The sequence below is a fragment of the Streptomyces sp. NPDC107522 genome, from assembly GCF_055657525.1.
The window spans coordinates 135,381-151,795 of sequence record NZ_JBVKAU010000006.1; the positions used below are offsets into that span (position 1 = coordinate 135,381).

The window sequence follows — 16,415 nt, forward strand, 5'->3', positions numbered from 1 at the left end:
TGGGCGTGGACGTCAGTTGACGTTGACCGCCTTCCACGCCGCCGCCACGGCGTTGTACTCCGCGCCGCCGGAGCCGTACAGGTCGGCCGCCGCCTGGAGGGTGCCGGTGCGGGCGCCGGCGTAGTCGGTCGAGGAGGTGAAGTAGGTGCTCAGGGCCTTGAACCAGATCTGGTAGGCCTTGGTGCGGCCGATCCCGGTGACCGTCGAGCCGTCGTACGTCGGCGAGTCGTAGGAGACACCGTTGATGGTCTTGGCGCCGCTGCCCTCGCTGAGCAGGTAGAAGAAGTGGTTGGCGACGCCCGACGAGTAGTGCACGTCGAGGCGGCCGACGTTGCGGGACCAGTAGTCGGCGGAGTTGCCGTCCTTGCTGGGCTTGTCCATGTAGCGCAGCGGGGTGCCGTTCCCGCGGATGTCGATCTTCTCGCCGATGAGGTAGTCGCCGACGTCGGAGGAGTTGCCCGCGTAGAACTCCACGGAGGTGCCGAAGATATCGGAGGTGGCCTCGTTCAGGCCGCCGGACTCCCGGCTGTAGCGAAGGCCCGCGGTGGCCGCGGTGAGGCCGTGGCTCATCTCGTGGCCGGCCACGTCGAGGGAGGTGAGCGGCTTGAGGTTGTTCGCGCCGTCGCCGTATGTCATGCAGAAGCACTGGTCGGACCAGAAGGCGTTGACGTACGCGTTGCCGTAGTGGACCCGGGAGTAGGCGGCCTTGCCGTCGCCGCGGATGCCGTTGCGGCCCAGCTCGTTCTTGTAGAAGTCCCAGGTGACGGCGGCGCCGTAGTGGGCGTCGACGGCGGCGGTCTGGCGGTTGGCGGGGGTGCCGTCGCCCCAGGCGTCGTCGGCGTCGTGGAAGAGGGTGCCGGTGCCGTTCGTGCCGCCGTTCAGGTCGTACGTCTTGTGGCCGCCGCGGCCGGTGTCGGTGAGGTCGTAGCCGGCTGAGGCGGTGCCGGTGGTGCCGAGCGGGACCGTGCCGCTGTACTGGCTGGTGCCGGTCCCGGTGTCGATGGCCTCGAAGGAGTGGATCTCCTTGCCGGTGGTGGCGTCGGCGATGACGTGCAGCTCGCTCGGGGTGCCGTCGTGCTGGAGGCCCTTGACGACGGACTCGTAGGCGAGGACGGGCTTCGCGCCGGCCGCCCAGACGACCTTGCGCGCGGTGGCCTTCGAGGAACCGGTGCCCGCGAGCGCCGACTTCCTCGCGTCGGCGGCGGATATCGCGGCGTCCGTCGACGCCACGGTTATGCGGGCCTTCGTGGCCTTGCTGACGCCCTTGAGGGCGCCGCTCTTCGTCACGTGCGTGACCAGGTCACCGCCGAGGACGGGGAGTCCGGCGTACGTCCGCTCGTAGCGGGTGTGGACGGTGCCGTTCGCGTCCTTGACGACGTCCCTGACGACGAGCTTCTCCTGCGCGCCGAGTCCGAGCTCACGGGCGGTGGAACCGGCCGTCTCCTGGGCGGACTTGATGGCGGCGGCGCGGGCGGAGGCGCTGAGGGGGAGCGCGGCGGCGCCCGACGGTGTGGGCTCGGGGGCCGCGGTGGCGGGGCCGTTCTGCAACGCGAGCACGACCATCGCTGCCGAGCCGATCAGGGCGGCGGCACGCACGGTGGCCTTGCGGGGGGAGCGGGTCGCGCTGGTGGCGCGGGACTGCTGTCTCACTCGGTCTCCTTCGGACTGGCCTCATGGGGGAGGCACAGGTGGGGCACAGAGTTGCGGCGAGCGGGAGAGAGAGTGACACCGGAAGTGGCTTGTTTGACAGGGCGCCGTCAAGACTTTACGTGTTTGTATCCGAAAGTCGTTACCGGGGAACCGGTATGCGGACGAGTGTGGACGGGTGGCGCGATAGGTCAACTGCCTTTATGTGAAGCGCGGTTGGGGCGCAAGACGTCACACGCGTCGGCCGAGATCGCGGCGCATCGCGGCGCGGGCCGCCCAGACGGCCTCGGCGTGCTGGAGCCGCCGCTCCTGCAACTCCGGCGAGTCGAGCGGCGGATCACCGGCGGCGAACGCGTCCTGGAGGTCCCGCAGGGTCGCGTAGACCTTCTCCAGCACGTCCGACATCTCCTGCGGGGCGCAGATCAGGGCGCTCTCCCGGGCCTCGTCGCAGCCCGACGCCCGGAACGCCTCCCGTACGGACGTCTCCCGCGCCCCGTCGTCCTGACCGCGACCGGCCACGGCGGCCGCGTGCATGGCCTCGTAGGCCAGCCGGTACTTCGTGAGGACGGTGACATAGATCTGTTGGCGTTCCTGCCTGTTCCGGTCGGCCATGTCGCGGCGCCACCGGGCACGGTCCGCGAGCAGCGTCGAACCGACGCCGACCAGCGCGCCGAGGGCCGTGCCGGCCAGGGTTGTCCAGTCCATGCCGTTCAGTCTGCGACGAGCGCCTTGCGCAGGACGGCGCAGGGGCGGCCGAGTTGGCGGTCCTTGCGGTGGGCGATGACCTCGTAACCGAGGGCGGTCCAGAAGGCGAGGCCCTTGGGGTTGTTCTCCAGGACGGCGAGGCGTACGGCGGTACGGCCCGCCGTGCGGAAGCGGTCCTCCACGAGGGCGGCCAGCTGCCTGCCGTACCCCTGGCGGTGGGCCGTGGCGGCCACCATCAGCAGGCCGATCCACGGGTCCGGGTCGGCCGGGTCCGGGTGCTGGGCGAGCGTGATCACGATGCCGACCAGCCGACCCTCGCTGCGGGCGAGCAGCACCTCCACGTCCGGGTTCGCCGACTCGTCCGCCAGCGCGGCCGCCACCTGCTCCGGCCGGATGCCGTCCGGGTCCGGGAAGTCACCGCTGAGCGCGTGGAAGTCGCGGTTGGAGGCGTAGAGGGCGGTGAGTTCGGTGAGGAGCGGGGCCGGGATGTCGTGGTCGGGGGTGAGGGGGAGGGGGGCGAGGATCACGTGGGGCAACCTATCGGACCTCATAACGCTGGAACCCCCGGCCGAAGCCAGGGGTTCCAGCACAGCGCAGCGTCCGTCAGACGTTCACGCCGAAGTCCTGCGCGATGCCCACCAGGCCCGAGGCGTAGCCCTGGCCGACCGCGCGGAACTTCCACTCGGCGCCGTTGCGGTAGAGCTCGCCGAAGACCATCGCGGTCTCGGTGGCCGCGTCCTCCGACAGGTCGTAGCGGGCGATCTCGGCGCCGCCCGCCTGGTTGATGATGCGGATGTAGGCGTTACGGACCTGGCCGAAGTTCTGCGAGCGGGTCTCGGCGTCGTAGATGGAAACCGGGAAGACGATCTTGTCGATGTCGGCCGGGAGGGCCGCCAGGTTGACGTTGATCGCCTCGTCGTCGCCCGCGCCCTCGCCCGTGCGGTTGTCGCCGGTGTGGACGATCGAGTTGTCCGGGGTCTGCTTGTTGTTGAAGAAGACGAAGTGGGCGTCCGAGTAGACCTTGCCCTGCTGGTTGACCGCGATCGCCGAGGCGTCGAGGTCGAAGTCCGTGCCGGTGGTGGTGCGGACGTCCCAGCCGAGGCCCACGGTGACGGCGGTCAGGCCCGGAGCCTCCTTGGTGAGCGAGACGTTGCCACCCTTGGACAGGCTTACAGCCATTGTTGGGAGTCCCTTCCCTCGTTTCGGTACGGCTAGAAGCTACAGCTACCCCTATGAACGCGAAGAGGGGTACCTCAAGTTCCAGGTGTCTTTACTTTCTTTGCCAAAAAGCACTCTCAGGGGATATTCGCGTGACGTGGACCGGACAGGACAGGGAACATGGACGGCATGTCTGGTCCCTACGTCATCCGTGGCTCCGTCTCGCTCCCCGAGGCCGAGCTCATGTGGCGTTTCTCGCGGTCGAGCGGCCCGGGCGGCCAGCACGTCAACACCAGTGACTCCCAGGTCGAGCTGCGGTTCGACCTCGCCAGGACCGAGGCGCTGCCCGAGGTGTGGAAGCAGCGGGCGCTCGAGCGGCTGGCCGGGAGGCTCGTCGACGGTGTCGTCACCGTCCGCGCCTCCGAGCACCGCTCCCAGTGGCGCAACCGCGAGACCGCCGCCGTACGCCTCGCCGCGCTCCTCGCCGAGGCGACGGCTCCGCCACCCAAGCCGCGCAGGCCCACCCGGATTCCGCGCGGGATCAACGAGCGGCGCCTGAGGGAGAAGAAGCAGCGCTCGGAGACCAAGCGGGGGCGGTCGGGGCGGGACTGGGGGTAGCCCCGGAGGAGCTCCGGGCGGGTGGCCCCCGGAGGAGCTCCGGCTGTCCCATGTGCGCCTGCCACATGTGTGCCTGCCCCATGCGCGCGTCTGTCACTGCGCGCGTCTGTCACATGCGCGCGTCTGTCACATGTACGTCGCGCGATCCGTCAAGCCACTGACGACGGACCGCGACGAGAGGCAGCGACAGATGAGCGCCGACGACACCGACTTCCTTGCCCAGCGTTTCGAGGCGCACCGAGGCCATCTCCGCGCGGTCGCCCACCGCATGCTCGGCTCGACCGCCGAGGCCGAGGACGCGGTGCAGGAGGCCTGGTTCCGGGTGAGCCGCTCCGACACCACGCGGGTCGACAACCTCGGTGGCTGGCTGACGACCGTCGTCGGCCGGGTCTGCCTGGACATGCTGCGCTCGCGCAGGTCCCGCGCGGAGGAGCCCCTGGACACCGCGGCACCCCCTCCCACCGCCCCGGCCGCCTTCGCCTCCGCAACCACGGCCGACCCCGAGCAGGACGCTCTCCTCGCCGACTCGGTCGGCATCGCCCTGCTCGTCGTCCTGGACACCCTGACGCCCGCGGAACGGCTGGCGTTCGTGCTGCACGACCTGTTCGGGGTGTCGTACGACGAAGTGGGGGCGGTCGTGGACCGTACGCCCGCCGCCGCGCGGCAGCTCGCCAGCCGGGCCCGGCGGCGGGTGCAGGGCGCCGAGCCCCCCGAGGCCGATCGCGCCAGGCAGCGCAGGCAGCGGGAGATCGTCGACGCCTTCCTCGCCGCCGCGCGGGACGGTGACTTCGACGGGTTGCTCGACGTCCTGGACCCGGACGTCATCGCGCGCACCGAGGCAGGGGTGGCCACGGGGGCGGCGGTGGTGGCGCGGGGCGCGGCGACGTTCGGCGGGTCCTTCGCCGGTGTTGCGCGGGCGGCGCTGGTCGACGGTGCCGCGGGGTTCGTGGTGCTTGCCGAGGGGCGGGTGGAGCGGGCTCTGAAGTTTGCGTTCGTACGGGATCGGATCGCCGTGATCGACATCGTGACGGACCCCGGACGGGTGTCCCGGCTCGACGTCAGGCCGATCTAGGCCGGCTGGTCCGGCTGCGCCTGGTCCAACTCCAGCACGCCCACCGTCTGGCCCCCGGACGTCTCCCCGGTGGTGCGGAAACCGAGCCCGAGGTAGAAGCCCTCGGGGCCGTCGGGCCCCGGGTGCCAGGTGACGTACAGCCGGGTGCCTCCCCGGCGGCGGATCTCCGCGGCGACGGACTCGACGGCGAACCGGCCGTACCCCCGCCCCTGTGCGTCGGCGGCGATGTTCAGGCGCCACAGTCCGGAGCGCAGGAGCGTGCCGTCCCCGCGCCAGTCGATGTCGAAGAAGGCCATCAGGAAGCCGACCGGGCGGTCGCCGTCGACGATCAGGCGGGGCCAGGCGACGCCGGCGGGGTGGACGTACGCCTCGGCGAGGGACTGCATGACGGGGGAGACCGCGTGTTCCTGGTCGGGGCGGACGCGTATCGCGGTGGCGGCCTCGAAATTCGAGGGGGTGATCTTTTCGAGTCGGGGCGCGGGCGCTGAAGTGGTCGACATCACCCCGGAACGGTAAGCGAGTGATCGACTGCCTGCCACGGAATTGTGTGCCGCTCTCGGCCGCGGGATTCACCCCAACTGCCTATACAGGCCGCGTGATTCGACCCGGGTGCCCGCTCTCGGGCCGCCTGATTCGACCAGGGGCCGCTCTCGGTCGCGCGATTCAACCCAGGTGCCGATACCGGCCCCGGAAATACGTCAGCGGCCCCCCGTCCGCGCTCGGCAGCGAGGCCGACAGGACGCGGCCGATCACCAGGGTGTGGTCGCCTGCGGTCACCCGCTGCTCCGTGCGGCACTCCAGGGTGGCCAGGGCGCCGCCCACCAGGGGAGCGCCGGTCTCCTTGCCGCGGACGTACGGGATGTCGGCGAACAGCAGACGGTCGCTGACGCGGCCCTTCATGGCGAAGCGGCCGGCGATGTGGCGCTGGCTCTCGGAGAGCACCGAGACCGCCCACAGGGGCTGTTCGGCGAGCAGGTCGTCCATGCGGGAGCCCTCGCGCAGGCTGACCAGGACCAGCGGCGGGTCGAGGGACACGGACATGAACGCCGTCGCCGTCATGCCGACGTCCTCGCCGGCCGGAGCGTGCGGGTCGTCCGGGTCCAGCGGCGGCTCCAGCGCGGTCACCAGGACCACACCCGCGGCCAGCCGCGACATGGCGGCACGGAACTCGTCGTTGCTCACTCCCTCAGCATGCCCGGAGGCGCTCCGGGAGGCGGGGAGGACGGCGGTCGCGGGCGGCGCGGAGGGAGGGAGAGTGTTCGGCACGACGAAAACGCTAATGTCGGATCCGCATCTCCCACATCGGGCCTGCGCCCGAGAACGGACCTAGGACTCCGGACCGAACCGACTGCAGGTGGGAGCGCCCGCAAAGCTTGCGTTCAGTAAACGCACAGGAAAAACGCAGAAACACCACTCAATTGTTCACGTTTACCTGTGACTTGAGTCACAAGGGCCATTAATTGTTGACCCTGTGTACCGAGTGGGCAGCGCGCTGTGATTCAGTGGCTGGGAACCAGCAAGGGACGTTACGCCGAAGTAGAACCCTTGATTCGCTGCGAGGTCTCGGGGGGAGGGCGAGCATGGAGACCGAGTCGGAGCCGTATGTCCGTCTTGCGACCCTGCGACAACTTCACCAGGTCATGGCTGACATGAACACGGCCCGTAGCCTGGCGGACACACTACAGACCGTCGCCGACGGCGTCGTCACCGGCCTGGGCTACGAGCTCGCGTGCGTCAACCTCGTACGCCCCGACGGCGACCTCGTCGTCGCCGCCTTCTCCGGCAACCCGGCCGCCGAGGCCCTCATCACCGGCCGCGTCGGCTCCCGCGAGTCCTGGGAGCGCCGGCTGAGCATGGGCGAGCAGTGGGGCGACCTGGTGTTCATCCCGCACACCGAGGGCTGGATCCTCGACGACGACGACGTCCCGCAGTGGTACACCGACGGCCCGGCGCCCCGCTTCGAGGACGAGTGGCACCCCTCCGACCGCCTCTTCGCGCCGATGTACACGCCCGGCGTGCAGGGCGGCGCGTGCGGCGAGCTGATCGGCGTCCTGTCCGTGGACCGGCCACGCAACGGCCGGCTGCCGGGCGCGTGGGGGCGCGAGGCGCTCCAGATGTACGCGTTCCAGGCCGCCATCGCGATCAGCAACGCACGTCTACGCGCGAATATGCAGCGGGCACTGGTCAGGCTGGAGCGCGATCAGCAGGCCCTGCGCGCGAGCGAGGAAAGCTTCCGGCAGGCATTCGAGTACGCCCCCTCCGGCATGGCCATCGCCGAGATGGGCGGCGACCAGCACGGGCGGATCCTTCGGACCAACGACGCGCTCTGCCGCCTCCTCGGCCGCCCCGCCTCCGCGATGCGCCGTTACTCCTTCTCCGACCTCGTCCACCCCGAGGACATCGGCACCCTCCTGCGGACCTCCGCGGAGGGCGGCCGCGCGGAGCTCCGCCTGGGCCGCCGGGACGGCACGTACGTCTGGGTGTCGCTCCGAAACAGCGTCGTCGCCGACGCCGCCGACGGCCCCCGCTTCCTGCTCACCCACGTCGAGGACATCGAGGAGCGCAAGCGCCGCGAGCTGCAGCTCGCCCACCGCGCCTCCCACGACTCCCTCACCGGCCTGCCCAACTCCGCCGAGCTGCGCGCCCGCCTCTCCGCCCGGCTGTGCAAGCGCCCCGCACACGCGGGTGAGCTGGAGTCCACCGACGCGGCCTACGGCCATCCCGCCGTGTACGACGCCAACGGCCACGGGTTCGACTTCCGGCCGGTCGCGGCGGCGTACGACGGCTTCGACCACCACGTCCACACGGTCGCCCCGACCGAGGGCGAGCGCGACGACGGCACCAAGGGGCTCGCGGTCCTCTTCTGCGACCTCGACGGCTTCAAGTCGATCAACGACCGGTTCGGGCACAACGCGGGTGACGCGGTGCTCATCGAGGTGGCCAGGCGGTTGTCCCGTGGCGTCCGCGACGGCGACACCGTCGCCCGGCTCGGTGGCGACGAGTTCGTGATCCTCGCCGACGGGCTCGGCCGGGCCGACGCCCAGGACCTCGCGGTACGTCTGCGCAACGAGATCATCCAGCCGATCCGGGCCGAGGGCCGGGCGGTCCGCGTCGGTGCCAGCTTCGGCATCGGGTGGGCACACTGTGGCATGACTGCGGACGAAGTGTTGAAGTCTGCTGACGAGCGGATGTACGTAGAGAAACGATCTCGTCCCAAACAACACAGACGCGCTGGGTAACCCCAGGTCAGCGGGTTGATGCGATCCGAGTCACCCGTTTGGGTCCGCAGGAGCGGGTAGGCTCGCCATTCATCACACGTATCGCATCGCCCGCACCCGGTGAGGAGTATCCAGGGATGACGTCCGGCAACAACGGCGCCAGCACGCCCGAGGACGACGACCCGTTCGGCTACCTCTACGCCGACGGGCAGGCCAACGGAGCCCAGCCGCCGTCCGGTGGCGGTGGCTACGGCTACCCGGGCTCGGTCAACCGGGTGCGCGCGGTCGGACAGCGCCAGTACGGCCAGCAGGCGCCTACGGCCGCCTACGGCCAGGTCCCGCAGCAGCAGGGGGCGTACGGCCAGCCGAACGCGAGCTACGCGGCGCCGGAGACGTTGCCGGGCGGTGCGCCGACGGCTCCGCAGCAGCCGGCGTACAGCGGCGGCAGCGGGTCGGGTGCGGGGCGGGGCCGGGGTCCTAACACCAAGGGGCTGCTGATCGGGGCGGTCGCGGTCGTCGCGGCGGTCGTCGTCGGGATCAGCATCGCCATTCTGAGCGGTGACGACGACAAGGAACCGACCGGCAACCAGGCCGGGTCCACCCCGACGCAGTCCGAAACCGCGGAGTCGAGTCCTTCGGCGAGCAGCAGTGCCGAGGGAGAGGCGGAGCTGCCGAAGACCGAGGCGAAGGCGCTGCGCTTGGAGGGCGGCACCACCACGGCGTCCGACATCAAGGGCGCCAAGTCCGACGGCGGCGTCTACGTGACCGGCTTCAACCAGGTCGGAGCCAAGGTCACCTGGACCGTCAACGGCATCGAGAAGGCCGGAACGTACCGGCTGTACGTGCACTACGGCGTCCCCGGAAAGGACGCCAACGCCACGCTGTTGGTCAATGGCACGGCCAACACCCAGCCGCTGAACATGGAGAACTTCGGCAAGACGCCCGAGGGCGATTGGGAAAAGGGCTGGAAGGACACCTGGGCCAACGTGAACCTGAACAAGGGCACCAACACGATCGAGATCGCCTGCAACCAGGGCAACCAGTGCGAGGCGGTCCTGGACCAGCTGTGGCTGCAGTAGGGCTCGGACAGCGGAATGGTCCGCCGGTACATCGGCGGACCGTTCCTTGTGAGGCTCGGGCTGCGCGGCACTAACCTCCGTAGACCCCAATCCCGGTAACGGTGCCACGGGTGTCATCCGAGTAGGTGTGCGGCTTCAGAGTCACGAGCTTGGTGCCGACTCCGCAGCCGGTGCCGGGGGTGATGTGCCAGAACTCGATGCGATAGGACGTCTGGTTCGAGACGGACCGGGCACCGGTGAAGGGCTCACAGCCGGGTGTTACGGAGAGGACGGTCCTGGTCCCCGTCCTGTTCTTCCCCGACCATCCGCAGACCTTCCCTTGCGGGCAGGTCTTGGGATCAGCCGCCGCGGCCGGTGTGGCGAAAACGCCGCTCAGCAACGCGCCGGTTACGGCCACCGTCGTCAGGCTCTTCTTGAGCATGCTCATATGAGGTTCCCCTTGCATCTTTCGGTGTGGTCATGCACCGAGCAAGTGATCATTTGATCATCCGGCGTTAGATGAAGGGCGCTTTTCGGTCAGCTGCTGGTCGGGCAGGTCCGCGAGGGTCGCCACGCTTTCACGCCGCCGTCATGGACACTTGCGCCAGGAGGTGCTCGTAGACTTCGCGGTCGAAGTCGCCCGCGGTCGCGGACCGTACGGCGGCTGCCGACAGAGCGACCGCGCGGGCCAGCCGGTCCGGCCACGGCAGCCGTTCCACCAACCCCGACAGCAGGCCCGCGACCACCGCGTCGCCGGCGCCGGTCGGGTTGCCGTGGAGGCGGGCGGGCGGAGTGGCTCGCCAGCGGCCCTCGGGGGTCAGGGCCAGGAGGCCGGCCTCGCCGAGTGAGGCCACCACCGCTCGGGCGCCCCGTCGACGCGCGTCCTGCGTGGCGCGCGACGGCTCGTGGGAGCCGGTGAGTTCGGCCAGTTCGTCGGCGTTCGGCTTGATGATGTCCGGGCGGGCGGCGACGCCCCGGCGCAGGGCCTCGCCGCTGGTGTCCAGCAGGACGGGGACGTCGGCCGCTTTCGCCGCGCGGACCAGGCCGGCGTACGCCCCCACCGGCACCCCCGGCGGCAGGCTGCCGCACAGGGCCACGGCCGAGGCCGACGTGAGGAGATCCTCGTAGGCCTCCTGGAAGGCGGACCACTCGGCCGGCGTGATCGTCGGGCCGGGTTCGTTGAGCTGGGTCGTGTCGCCGGTGTGGTCGTCGACGACGGCGATGGTGCGCCGGGTCGCGCCGGTCACCGGGACCAGTGCGTCCACCACACCGGGAGTCTTCGTCAGCTGCTCCTGTACGACCCGTCCTGTCGCGCCGCCCGCGAAGCCTGTGACCGTCACCTCGTGGCCGAGGGCCGCCAGCACCCGGGCCACGTTCAGGCCCTTGCCGCCGGGGCGTTCGGTCACCTCGGAGACCCGGTGGGAGGCGTGGGGCCGTAGCGCCCGTACGCGATAGGTGATGTCGAGAGCGGTGTTCAGCGTGACCGTGAGGATCACCTGGGCCGACCTCCCCCGAAGAGTTCAGAACGCGAAGAAGTGAAGCAGTTCAGAACGCGTTTGCCGTCTGTCTGCCGGACGCGCCGTCCGGAGGGTTGATCATGCCAAAAGGACGGCGGCCGTCCCAGTCTCCCAGGACAACCGCCGCCCTCAACAGCGGGACACATCACCCCAGTTGGGGCTCAACCACCCATTCGCCCCGGCGCATCACGCCCTTGAGGTCGAACTCGGCGTCCAGCAGGACCAGGTCGGCGTCCTTGCCGGGCTCCAGGGAGCCGATGCGGTCGTAGCGGCCGAGGAGGCGGGCCGGGTTGGCCGACAGGGCCGTCACCACGTCCTCGATCGGCAGCCGGTCGATCGTCACCGCCCGCTTGAAGGCGCGGTCCAGGGTGAGGGTCGAGCCCGCGATCGAGCCGCCCTCGACGAGGCGTGCCACCCCGTCGGCCACCTCCACCTCCAGCGGGCCGAGCATGTAGCGGCCGTCGCCGAAGCCGGCCGCGTCCATCGCGTCCGTGATGAAGGCGACCCGCTCCGCACCCGCATGATGGAACGCCAGCTGCAGGGCCGCCGGGTGCAGATGCGTGCCGTCGTTGATCAGCTCGACCGTGATGCGCTCGTCCTCCAGCAGGGCCGCGATCGGGCCCGGCTCGCGGTGGCCGAGCGGCGGCATCGCGTTGAAGAGGTGCGTGGCGACCGTCGCGCCCGCCTCGATCGCCTCCACCGTCTGCTCGTACGTCGCGTCCGTGTGCCCGATCGCCGCGATGACGCCGTGATCGGCCAGGAGGCGTACGGAGTCGATGCCGCCCGGCAGTTCGGTCGCGAGGGTGACCATCGTCGCGTGGCCGCGCGCCGCGTCGATCAGCTTGCGGACCTCCGCCGGGTCCGGGTCGCGCAGGAGCTCCTCGGAGTGCGCGCCCTTGCGGCACGGGGAGATGAACGGGCCCTCGAAGTGGATGCCGGCGATGTCGCCCTGCTCGGCGAGCTCGGAGAGGAGACCGGCTCGCTGGGTGAGGAAGTCCATGTCGCCGGTGACCGTGGAGGCGACGAGGGTGGTGGTGCCGTGCAGGCGGTGGGTGTGGATGCCGGTGACTACGTCGTTCGGGCTGCCCGAAGTGAACGAGGCTCCACCGCCGCCGTGGTTGTGGATGTCCACGAAGCCGGGCACCAGCCAGTAGCCGGTGAGGTCGATGCGGTGGGCGTTTTCCGGGGCTGTGCGGGCGATTCGGGGGCCGTCGACGATCACTTGGGCGTCTTTGACGGTTCCTGTGGGCATGACGGCGGTGGCGCCGGAGAGGATCAGGGGCGCCTTGCCGGATGCGGGCTGCGGGTTGTGTGTGGCTGGTCGCGCCCACGCGGCGGTAGCCGCAGATTCAATAGGGCCCCGCGCCCCTAGGGGGGTTGCCATCAGGCCGATTCCTCCGTGCGGTCGGTGGATGTGAGGAGGTCCCAGGCGAGGAGGCCTGCGCCCAGGCATCCCGCCGTATCGCCCAGAGCCGCGGGGACGATCTCCGGCAGCTTCTGGAAAGTGACCCGTTGCCGGACGGCATCCCGCAGCGGTGTGAACAAGGTTTCCCCCGCCTCGGCGAGGCCGCCACCGATGATCAGGGTGCGGGGGTCCAGCAGGGTGAGCGCGGTGACCAGGCCGTCGGCGAGGGCGTCGACGGCGGCCTGCCAGACCCGTACGGCGTTCGGGTCGCCGGACGTGACGGCCTTGGCGCAGTCCGCGGCGTCCGCCTCCGGGTCCCCGCAGGCGGCGGCCCATGCCTCGCTCACCGCCGCCGCGGAAGCGAACCGCTCCAGACAGCCGCGCTGCCCGCACGGGCAAGGAGACCCGCCGGGCCGTACGACGATGTGGCCGATCTCGCCCGCGAAGCCGTGCGCACCCGCCTCCACCCGGCCGTCGACGCCGATCGCGCCCGCGATGCCGGTGCCGAGGGCCACGAAGAGGTACCGGTCGGCGCCCTTGCCCGCGCCGACCCTGCCTTCCGCCAGCCCTCCGGTGCGGACGTCGTGGCCGAGGGCTACGGGGGCGCCGCCGAGCCGGGCGGTGAGCAGCTGCCGCAGGGGTACGTCCCGCCAGCCCAGGTTGGCCGCGTAGGCGGCGATGCCGTGCTCCGCGTCGACGATGCCGGGGACGGCCACGCCGGCGGCGGACGCGGGCTCGCCGAAGTGCTGTTCGCCGTACGCGCGCAGCTCGGCGGCGAAGTCGAGGATGCCCTCGACGACCGCGTCCGGTCCGCGCTCGCGGCCGGTCGGGCGGCGGGCCTGATGCAGCAGCTCGCCGCTCGCCCCTGCCAGGGCGGCCTTCATCCCGGTGCCGCCCACATCGAGGGCGATGACATGTCTCACGGGGGACAGTGTGGCTTGCGCACCCGCGAGAGGTCTAGTCCACTTACGTGGTGTAGACCTTATGGGGGCAATATGTATGACGTTTCGAAAGTTTCGAACATGGGTGTGGGGCGGTTTTGCGTGCAGCTGCGTAGGCGTACCGGGCGTACTGGGCGTACCGGAGGTACGAGGCGTACGGGGACGATCGCGGGGGTGGCCGTGCTCGGCCTCACGGCGGTGCTGAGCGGCTGCGGGGTGACCGGCGGTTCGGACGCGGTGACGCTGAAGCTGGTCGCCGCCGACTACGGCGACAGCGCCGCGAACAGCTCCCAGAAGTACTGGGACAAGCTCGTCAAGGCGTACGAGGCCGAGCACCCGGGCGTACAGATCGATGTCAGCGTGTACTCCTGGAACGACGTCGACGCCAAGGTCAAGGAGATGGTCGACGCCGGGAACGCACCGGACATGGCGCAGATCGGCGCGTACGCCGACTACGCCGCGAAGGACCTCCTCTACCCGGCGGACGACCTGCTCTCCATCCCCGTCCAGGCCGACTTCCTCCTGCAGCTCGCGGAGGCGGGGCAGGTGAGCGGGGAGCAGTACGGCATTCCGTTCGCCTCCTCCACGCGCCTGCTCTTCTACAACAAGAGCCTCTTCGCGAAGGCCGGCCTCACCCCGCCGACCACCTGGAAGGAGCTCGCCGCCGACGCCGGGGCGCTCAAGGCGGAGGGCGTGAAGTACCCGTACGCGCTGCCGCTCGGGCCCGAGGAGGCGCAGGCCGAGACGATGCAGTGGCTGCTCAGCGGCGGGGGCGGCTACACCGACACCGACCTCGGTACGTACAGCATCGACTCCCCGGACAACGTCGCCACCTTCAGCTGGCTCAAGGACAACCTTGTCGGCAAGGGGCTCACCGGGCCGGTGGCGCCGGGCGAGCTCAACCGGGCCGACGCGTTCTCCGCCTTCGCGGCCGGGGACGTCGGCATGCTCAACGGGCATCCCTCGCTGATGCGGATGGCGGAGCAGAAGGGCGTGAAGTTCGGCATGGTGCCGATGCCCGGTGTGCAGGGCCCCACCAAGATGTCGATGGGTGTGGCCGACTGGATGATGGCCTTCAAGCAGAACGGGCATGCCGAGCAGGTGGGCGAGTTCCTCGACTTCGTCTACGACAAGGAGAACGTCCTGGACTTCTCCCGGGAGTACGACCTGCTTCCCGTCACGACCTCCGCGTCCGAGGCGATGAGCGGGGCCAAGGAGGACGCCGACCTCAAGCCGTTCCTGGAGGAGCTGCCGGGCTCCGAGCTGTACCCGGTCGGCCGGACCTCCTGGGCGGCGGTCAGTGCCGACATCAAGAAGCGCATCGGCAGGACGGTTGCGGCCGGGGGCAGTCCGTCGGTGATCCTGGGGGAGCTGCAGTCGACGGCTACGCGGGCGGAGAACGCGGAGTAGGTGCCTTTCGGTCGGGGGGCGGGTGGTCGCCGGTTGTCAGTGGCGGCGGCTACGGTGCGCACATGAACCAGGACCAGCCCGAGCAGGGACTCGCCGAGCGCGAACAGGCCGTCCTTGCCCTGGAACGCCGGGGGTTTCCGGGCCCGGGGGCGAAGGAGCGGGCGATACGTGAGGAACTGGGCCTGGCCCCCGTCCGCTACTACCAGCTCCTGAACGCCCTGCTGGACGACCCGCGGGCGCTATCCCACGACCCGGTGACGGTGAATCGGTTGCGACGGGTGCGGGAGGCGCGGCGGGCGGAACGCTGACGGGTGCGTGCCGCGCCTTGTCTCGCCCCCGCCGCCCCTACCCGTCCCATCCCGGGGGCTGCGCCCCCGGACCCCCGCTTCGGCCCTGAAGGGGCCTTGTCCTCAAACGCCGGACGGGCTGGGTAAGTCAGCCCCTGCGGCGTTTGAGGAGCTGGGCGGGGGCGAGGACTCTCTCGGTGCGTTTCCGGCGGATAGGGTCGCCCTATGGGCAGTCACAAGGATCTGACCGACTCCGGCTCGACCGACTCCATGGACGACCCCCTGCCGAACCCCACAACCCAGCCCGGCCGTGACGGGCTCGCCGCCCTTCTCGCGCGGCCCTCGCGGGCGCTGGTCGCGCTCGACTTCGACGGGACGCTCGCGCCGATCGTGCCCGACCCGGAGCAGGCCCGGGCGCACCCCGACGCGGTGCCGGCGCTGGCCGCGCTCGCGCCGAAGGTGGCCGCCGTGGCGGTGATCACCGGGCGGCCGGCCGACGTGGCCGTGCGGTACGGCGGCTTCGCGGGCGTCGCAGGGCTGGAACACCTCGTCGTGCTCGGGCACTACGGCGCAGAGCGCTGGGACGCCGTCAGCGGCGAGGTCTCCGCACCCGACCCGCACCCCGGCGTCGCGGCCGTCCGCGCCGAGCTGCCGGGCCTCCTCGAGAGCATCACGCAGGGCACCTGGATCGAGGACAAGGGGCATGCCGTCGCCGTGCACACGCGTCGCGCGGCCGACCCGCAGGGCGCCTTCGACGCCCTCCGCGCCCCGCTCACCGACCTCGCCACCCGCAACGGACTCGTCGTCGAACCGGGCCGCATGGTCCTCGAACTCCGCCCGCCCGGCATGGACAAGGGCGTGGCCCTGAGCGAGTACGTCCGCGAACTCGGCGCCGACTCCGTCCTCTACGCCGGTGACGACCTGGGCGACCTCCCCGCGTACGCCGCCGTCGACAAACTCCGCTCCGACGGCACCCCCGGCCTCCTGGTCTGCAGCGGCAGCGAGGAGGTCACCGAGCTGTCGGAGAAGGCGGACCTCGTGGTCGACGGCCCGGAGGGGGTCGTACGGCTGCTGCAGGCGATCGCTGCGCGAGCAGACTGATCCGACGCCCGCCGCCCGGACGAGCCGACCGGGCTCAGCGGGCCCGGTTCAAGCCGACCGCGCTCAGCGGGCCGGGTGTAAGCCGCCCTGATTCAGGCTGACCGGGTTCAAGCCGTCGGGGATGAACCGGGCCGCGTCTCATGCCGTCCGGGCGTGCGACGGGGTTCGGGCGGGCCCGGTTGAAGCCGCCTGGGTTCGAGTGGACCGGGTTCAAGCCGTCGGGGGTTAAGCGGGCCGTGCTTCATGCCGTCCGGGCGTGCGACGGGGTTCGGGCGGGC

At 70.8% G+C, this 16,415-nt stretch carries 17 protein-coding genes; 7 read left to right on the forward strand and 10 right to left on the reverse strand.

Going from position 1 to position 16,415, the window contains the following annotated elements; genetic code table 11:
• Positions 1-12: 12 nt before the first annotated feature.
• The 4 genes from ACZ7L6_RS20910 to ACZ7L6_RS20925 form a co-directional block, all read right to left on the reverse strand.
• Complete coding sequence (locus ACZ7L6_RS20910) at positions 13-1,563, reverse strand: M4 family metallopeptidase (protein ID WP_471926799.1); 1,551 nt, start codon at positions 1,561-1,563, stop codon at positions 13-15.
• Positions 1,564-1,878: 315 nt separating this feature from the next.
• On the reverse strand, positions 1,879-2,352 hold the full coding sequence (locus ACZ7L6_RS20915) for a hypothetical protein (protein ID WP_471925971.1): 474 nt from the start codon (positions 2,350-2,352) through the stop codon (positions 1,879-1,881).
• A gap of 5 nt (positions 2,353-2,357) precedes the next feature.
• Positions 2,358-2,879, reverse strand: coding sequence for a GNAT family N-acetyltransferase (locus ACZ7L6_RS20920; protein ID WP_471925973.1), 522 nt, complete (start codon positions 2,877-2,879; stop codon positions 2,358-2,360).
• Between the two features lie 76 nt (positions 2,880-2,955).
• The gene (locus ACZ7L6_RS20925; RefSeq protein ID WP_471925975.1) at positions 2,956-3,531 is read right to left on the reverse strand and encodes a TerD family protein; all 576 of its coding nucleotides are present in this window, start codon (positions 3,529-3,531) and stop codon (positions 2,956-2,958) included.
• A gap of 159 nt (positions 3,532-3,690) precedes the next feature.
• Here ACZ7L6_RS20925 and arfB point away from each other — a divergent pair, with 159 nt between their 5' ends.
• Positions 3,691-4,128 (forward strand): alternative ribosome rescue aminoacyl-tRNA hydrolase ArfB, encoded by a 438-nt coding sequence (arfB, locus tag ACZ7L6_RS20930; protein WP_471925977.1) that lies wholly within the window; start codon positions 3,691-3,693, stop codon positions 4,126-4,128.
• A gap of 190 nt (positions 4,129-4,318) precedes the next feature.
• Positions 4,319-5,200 carry a sigma-70 family RNA polymerase sigma factor gene (locus tag ACZ7L6_RS20935; protein WP_471925979.1) on the forward strand — a complete coding sequence of 294 codons (882 nt, stop codon included), beginning with the start codon at positions 4,319-4,321 and terminating at the stop codon, positions 5,198-5,200.
• Here the strand turns inward: ACZ7L6_RS20935 and ACZ7L6_RS20940 are convergent.
• Both ACZ7L6_RS20940 and ACZ7L6_RS20945 read right to left on the reverse strand, forming a co-directional pair.
• Positions 5,197-5,700 (reverse strand): GNAT family N-acetyltransferase, encoded by a 504-nt coding sequence (locus ACZ7L6_RS20940; RefSeq protein ID WP_471925981.1) that lies wholly within the window; start codon positions 5,698-5,700, stop codon positions 5,197-5,199. The two genes, ACZ7L6_RS20935 and ACZ7L6_RS20940, sit on opposite strands and share 4 nt — an antisense overlap.
• Positions 5,701-5,863: 163 nt before the next feature.
• Complete coding sequence (locus ACZ7L6_RS20945) at positions 5,864-6,466, reverse strand: flavin reductase family protein (RefSeq protein WP_471925983.1); 603 nt, start codon at positions 6,464-6,466, stop codon at positions 5,864-5,866.
• Between the two features lie 314 nt (positions 6,467-6,780).
• On the opposite strand from ACZ7L6_RS20945, the gene cdgB reads away from it, so the two are divergent.
• Both cdgB and ACZ7L6_RS20955 read left to right on the forward strand, forming a co-directional pair.
• Positions 6,781-8,439: a diguanylate cyclase CdgB gene (gene cdgB / locus ACZ7L6_RS20950; RefSeq protein WP_471925985.1), complete on the forward strand. Its 1,659-nt coding sequence runs from the start codon at positions 6,781-6,783 to the stop codon at positions 8,437-8,439.
• 116 nt (positions 8,440-8,555) lie between these two features.
• Entirely contained in the window at positions 8,556-9,497 is a 942-nt protein-coding gene (locus ACZ7L6_RS20955) for a CBM35 domain-containing protein (RefSeq protein WP_471925987.1), read from the forward strand.
• A gap of 70 nt (positions 9,498-9,567) precedes the next feature.
• Here ACZ7L6_RS20955 and ACZ7L6_RS20960 read toward each other — a convergent pair whose 3' ends face one another.
• From ACZ7L6_RS20960 to ACZ7L6_RS20975, 4 genes are all read right to left on the reverse strand, one after another.
• Positions 9,568-9,924, reverse strand: coding sequence for a peptidase inhibitor family I36 protein (locus ACZ7L6_RS20960; protein ID WP_471925989.1), 357 nt, complete (start codon positions 9,922-9,924; stop codon positions 9,568-9,570).
• 130 nt (positions 9,925-10,054) lie between these two features.
• Positions 10,055-10,972, reverse strand: coding sequence for a 1-phosphofructokinase family hexose kinase (locus ACZ7L6_RS20965; RefSeq protein WP_471925991.1), 918 nt, complete (start codon positions 10,970-10,972; stop codon positions 10,055-10,057).
• A 166-nt stretch (positions 10,973-11,138) separates the two neighbouring features.
• A complete protein-coding gene (gene nagA, locus ACZ7L6_RS20970; protein WP_471925993.1) occupies positions 11,139-12,245 on the reverse strand; it encodes an N-acetylglucosamine-6-phosphate deacetylase in 1,107 nt (368 codons plus the stop codon).
• Between the two features lie 131 nt (positions 12,246-12,376).
• The gene (locus ACZ7L6_RS20975) at positions 12,377-13,321 is read right to left on the reverse strand and encodes an ROK family protein (RefSeq protein WP_471925995.1); all 945 of its coding nucleotides are present in this window, start codon (positions 13,319-13,321) and stop codon (positions 12,377-12,379) included.
• A gap of 192 nt (positions 13,322-13,513) precedes the next feature.
• Here ACZ7L6_RS20975 and ACZ7L6_RS20980 point away from each other — a divergent pair, with 192 nt between their 5' ends.
• The 3 genes from ACZ7L6_RS20980 to otsB all read left to right on the forward strand — a co-directional run bounded on the left by ACZ7L6_RS20980 (position 13,514) and on the right by otsB (position 16,137).
• Entirely contained in the window at positions 13,514-14,749 is a 1,236-nt protein-coding gene (locus tag ACZ7L6_RS20980) for an ABC transporter substrate-binding protein (RefSeq protein ID WP_471925997.1), read from the forward strand.
• A gap of 62 nt (positions 14,750-14,811) precedes the next feature.
• The gene (locus tag ACZ7L6_RS20985) at positions 14,812-15,057 is read left to right on the forward strand and encodes a DUF3263 domain-containing protein (protein ID WP_471925999.1); all 246 of its coding nucleotides are present in this window, start codon (positions 14,812-14,814) and stop codon (positions 15,055-15,057) included.
• A 204-nt stretch (positions 15,058-15,261) separates the two neighbouring features.
• On the forward strand, positions 15,262-16,137 hold the full coding sequence (gene otsB, locus ACZ7L6_RS20990) for a trehalose-phosphatase (protein ID WP_471926001.1): 876 nt from the start codon (positions 15,262-15,264) through the stop codon (positions 16,135-16,137).
• Positions 16,138-16,415: the final 278 nt, after the last annotated feature.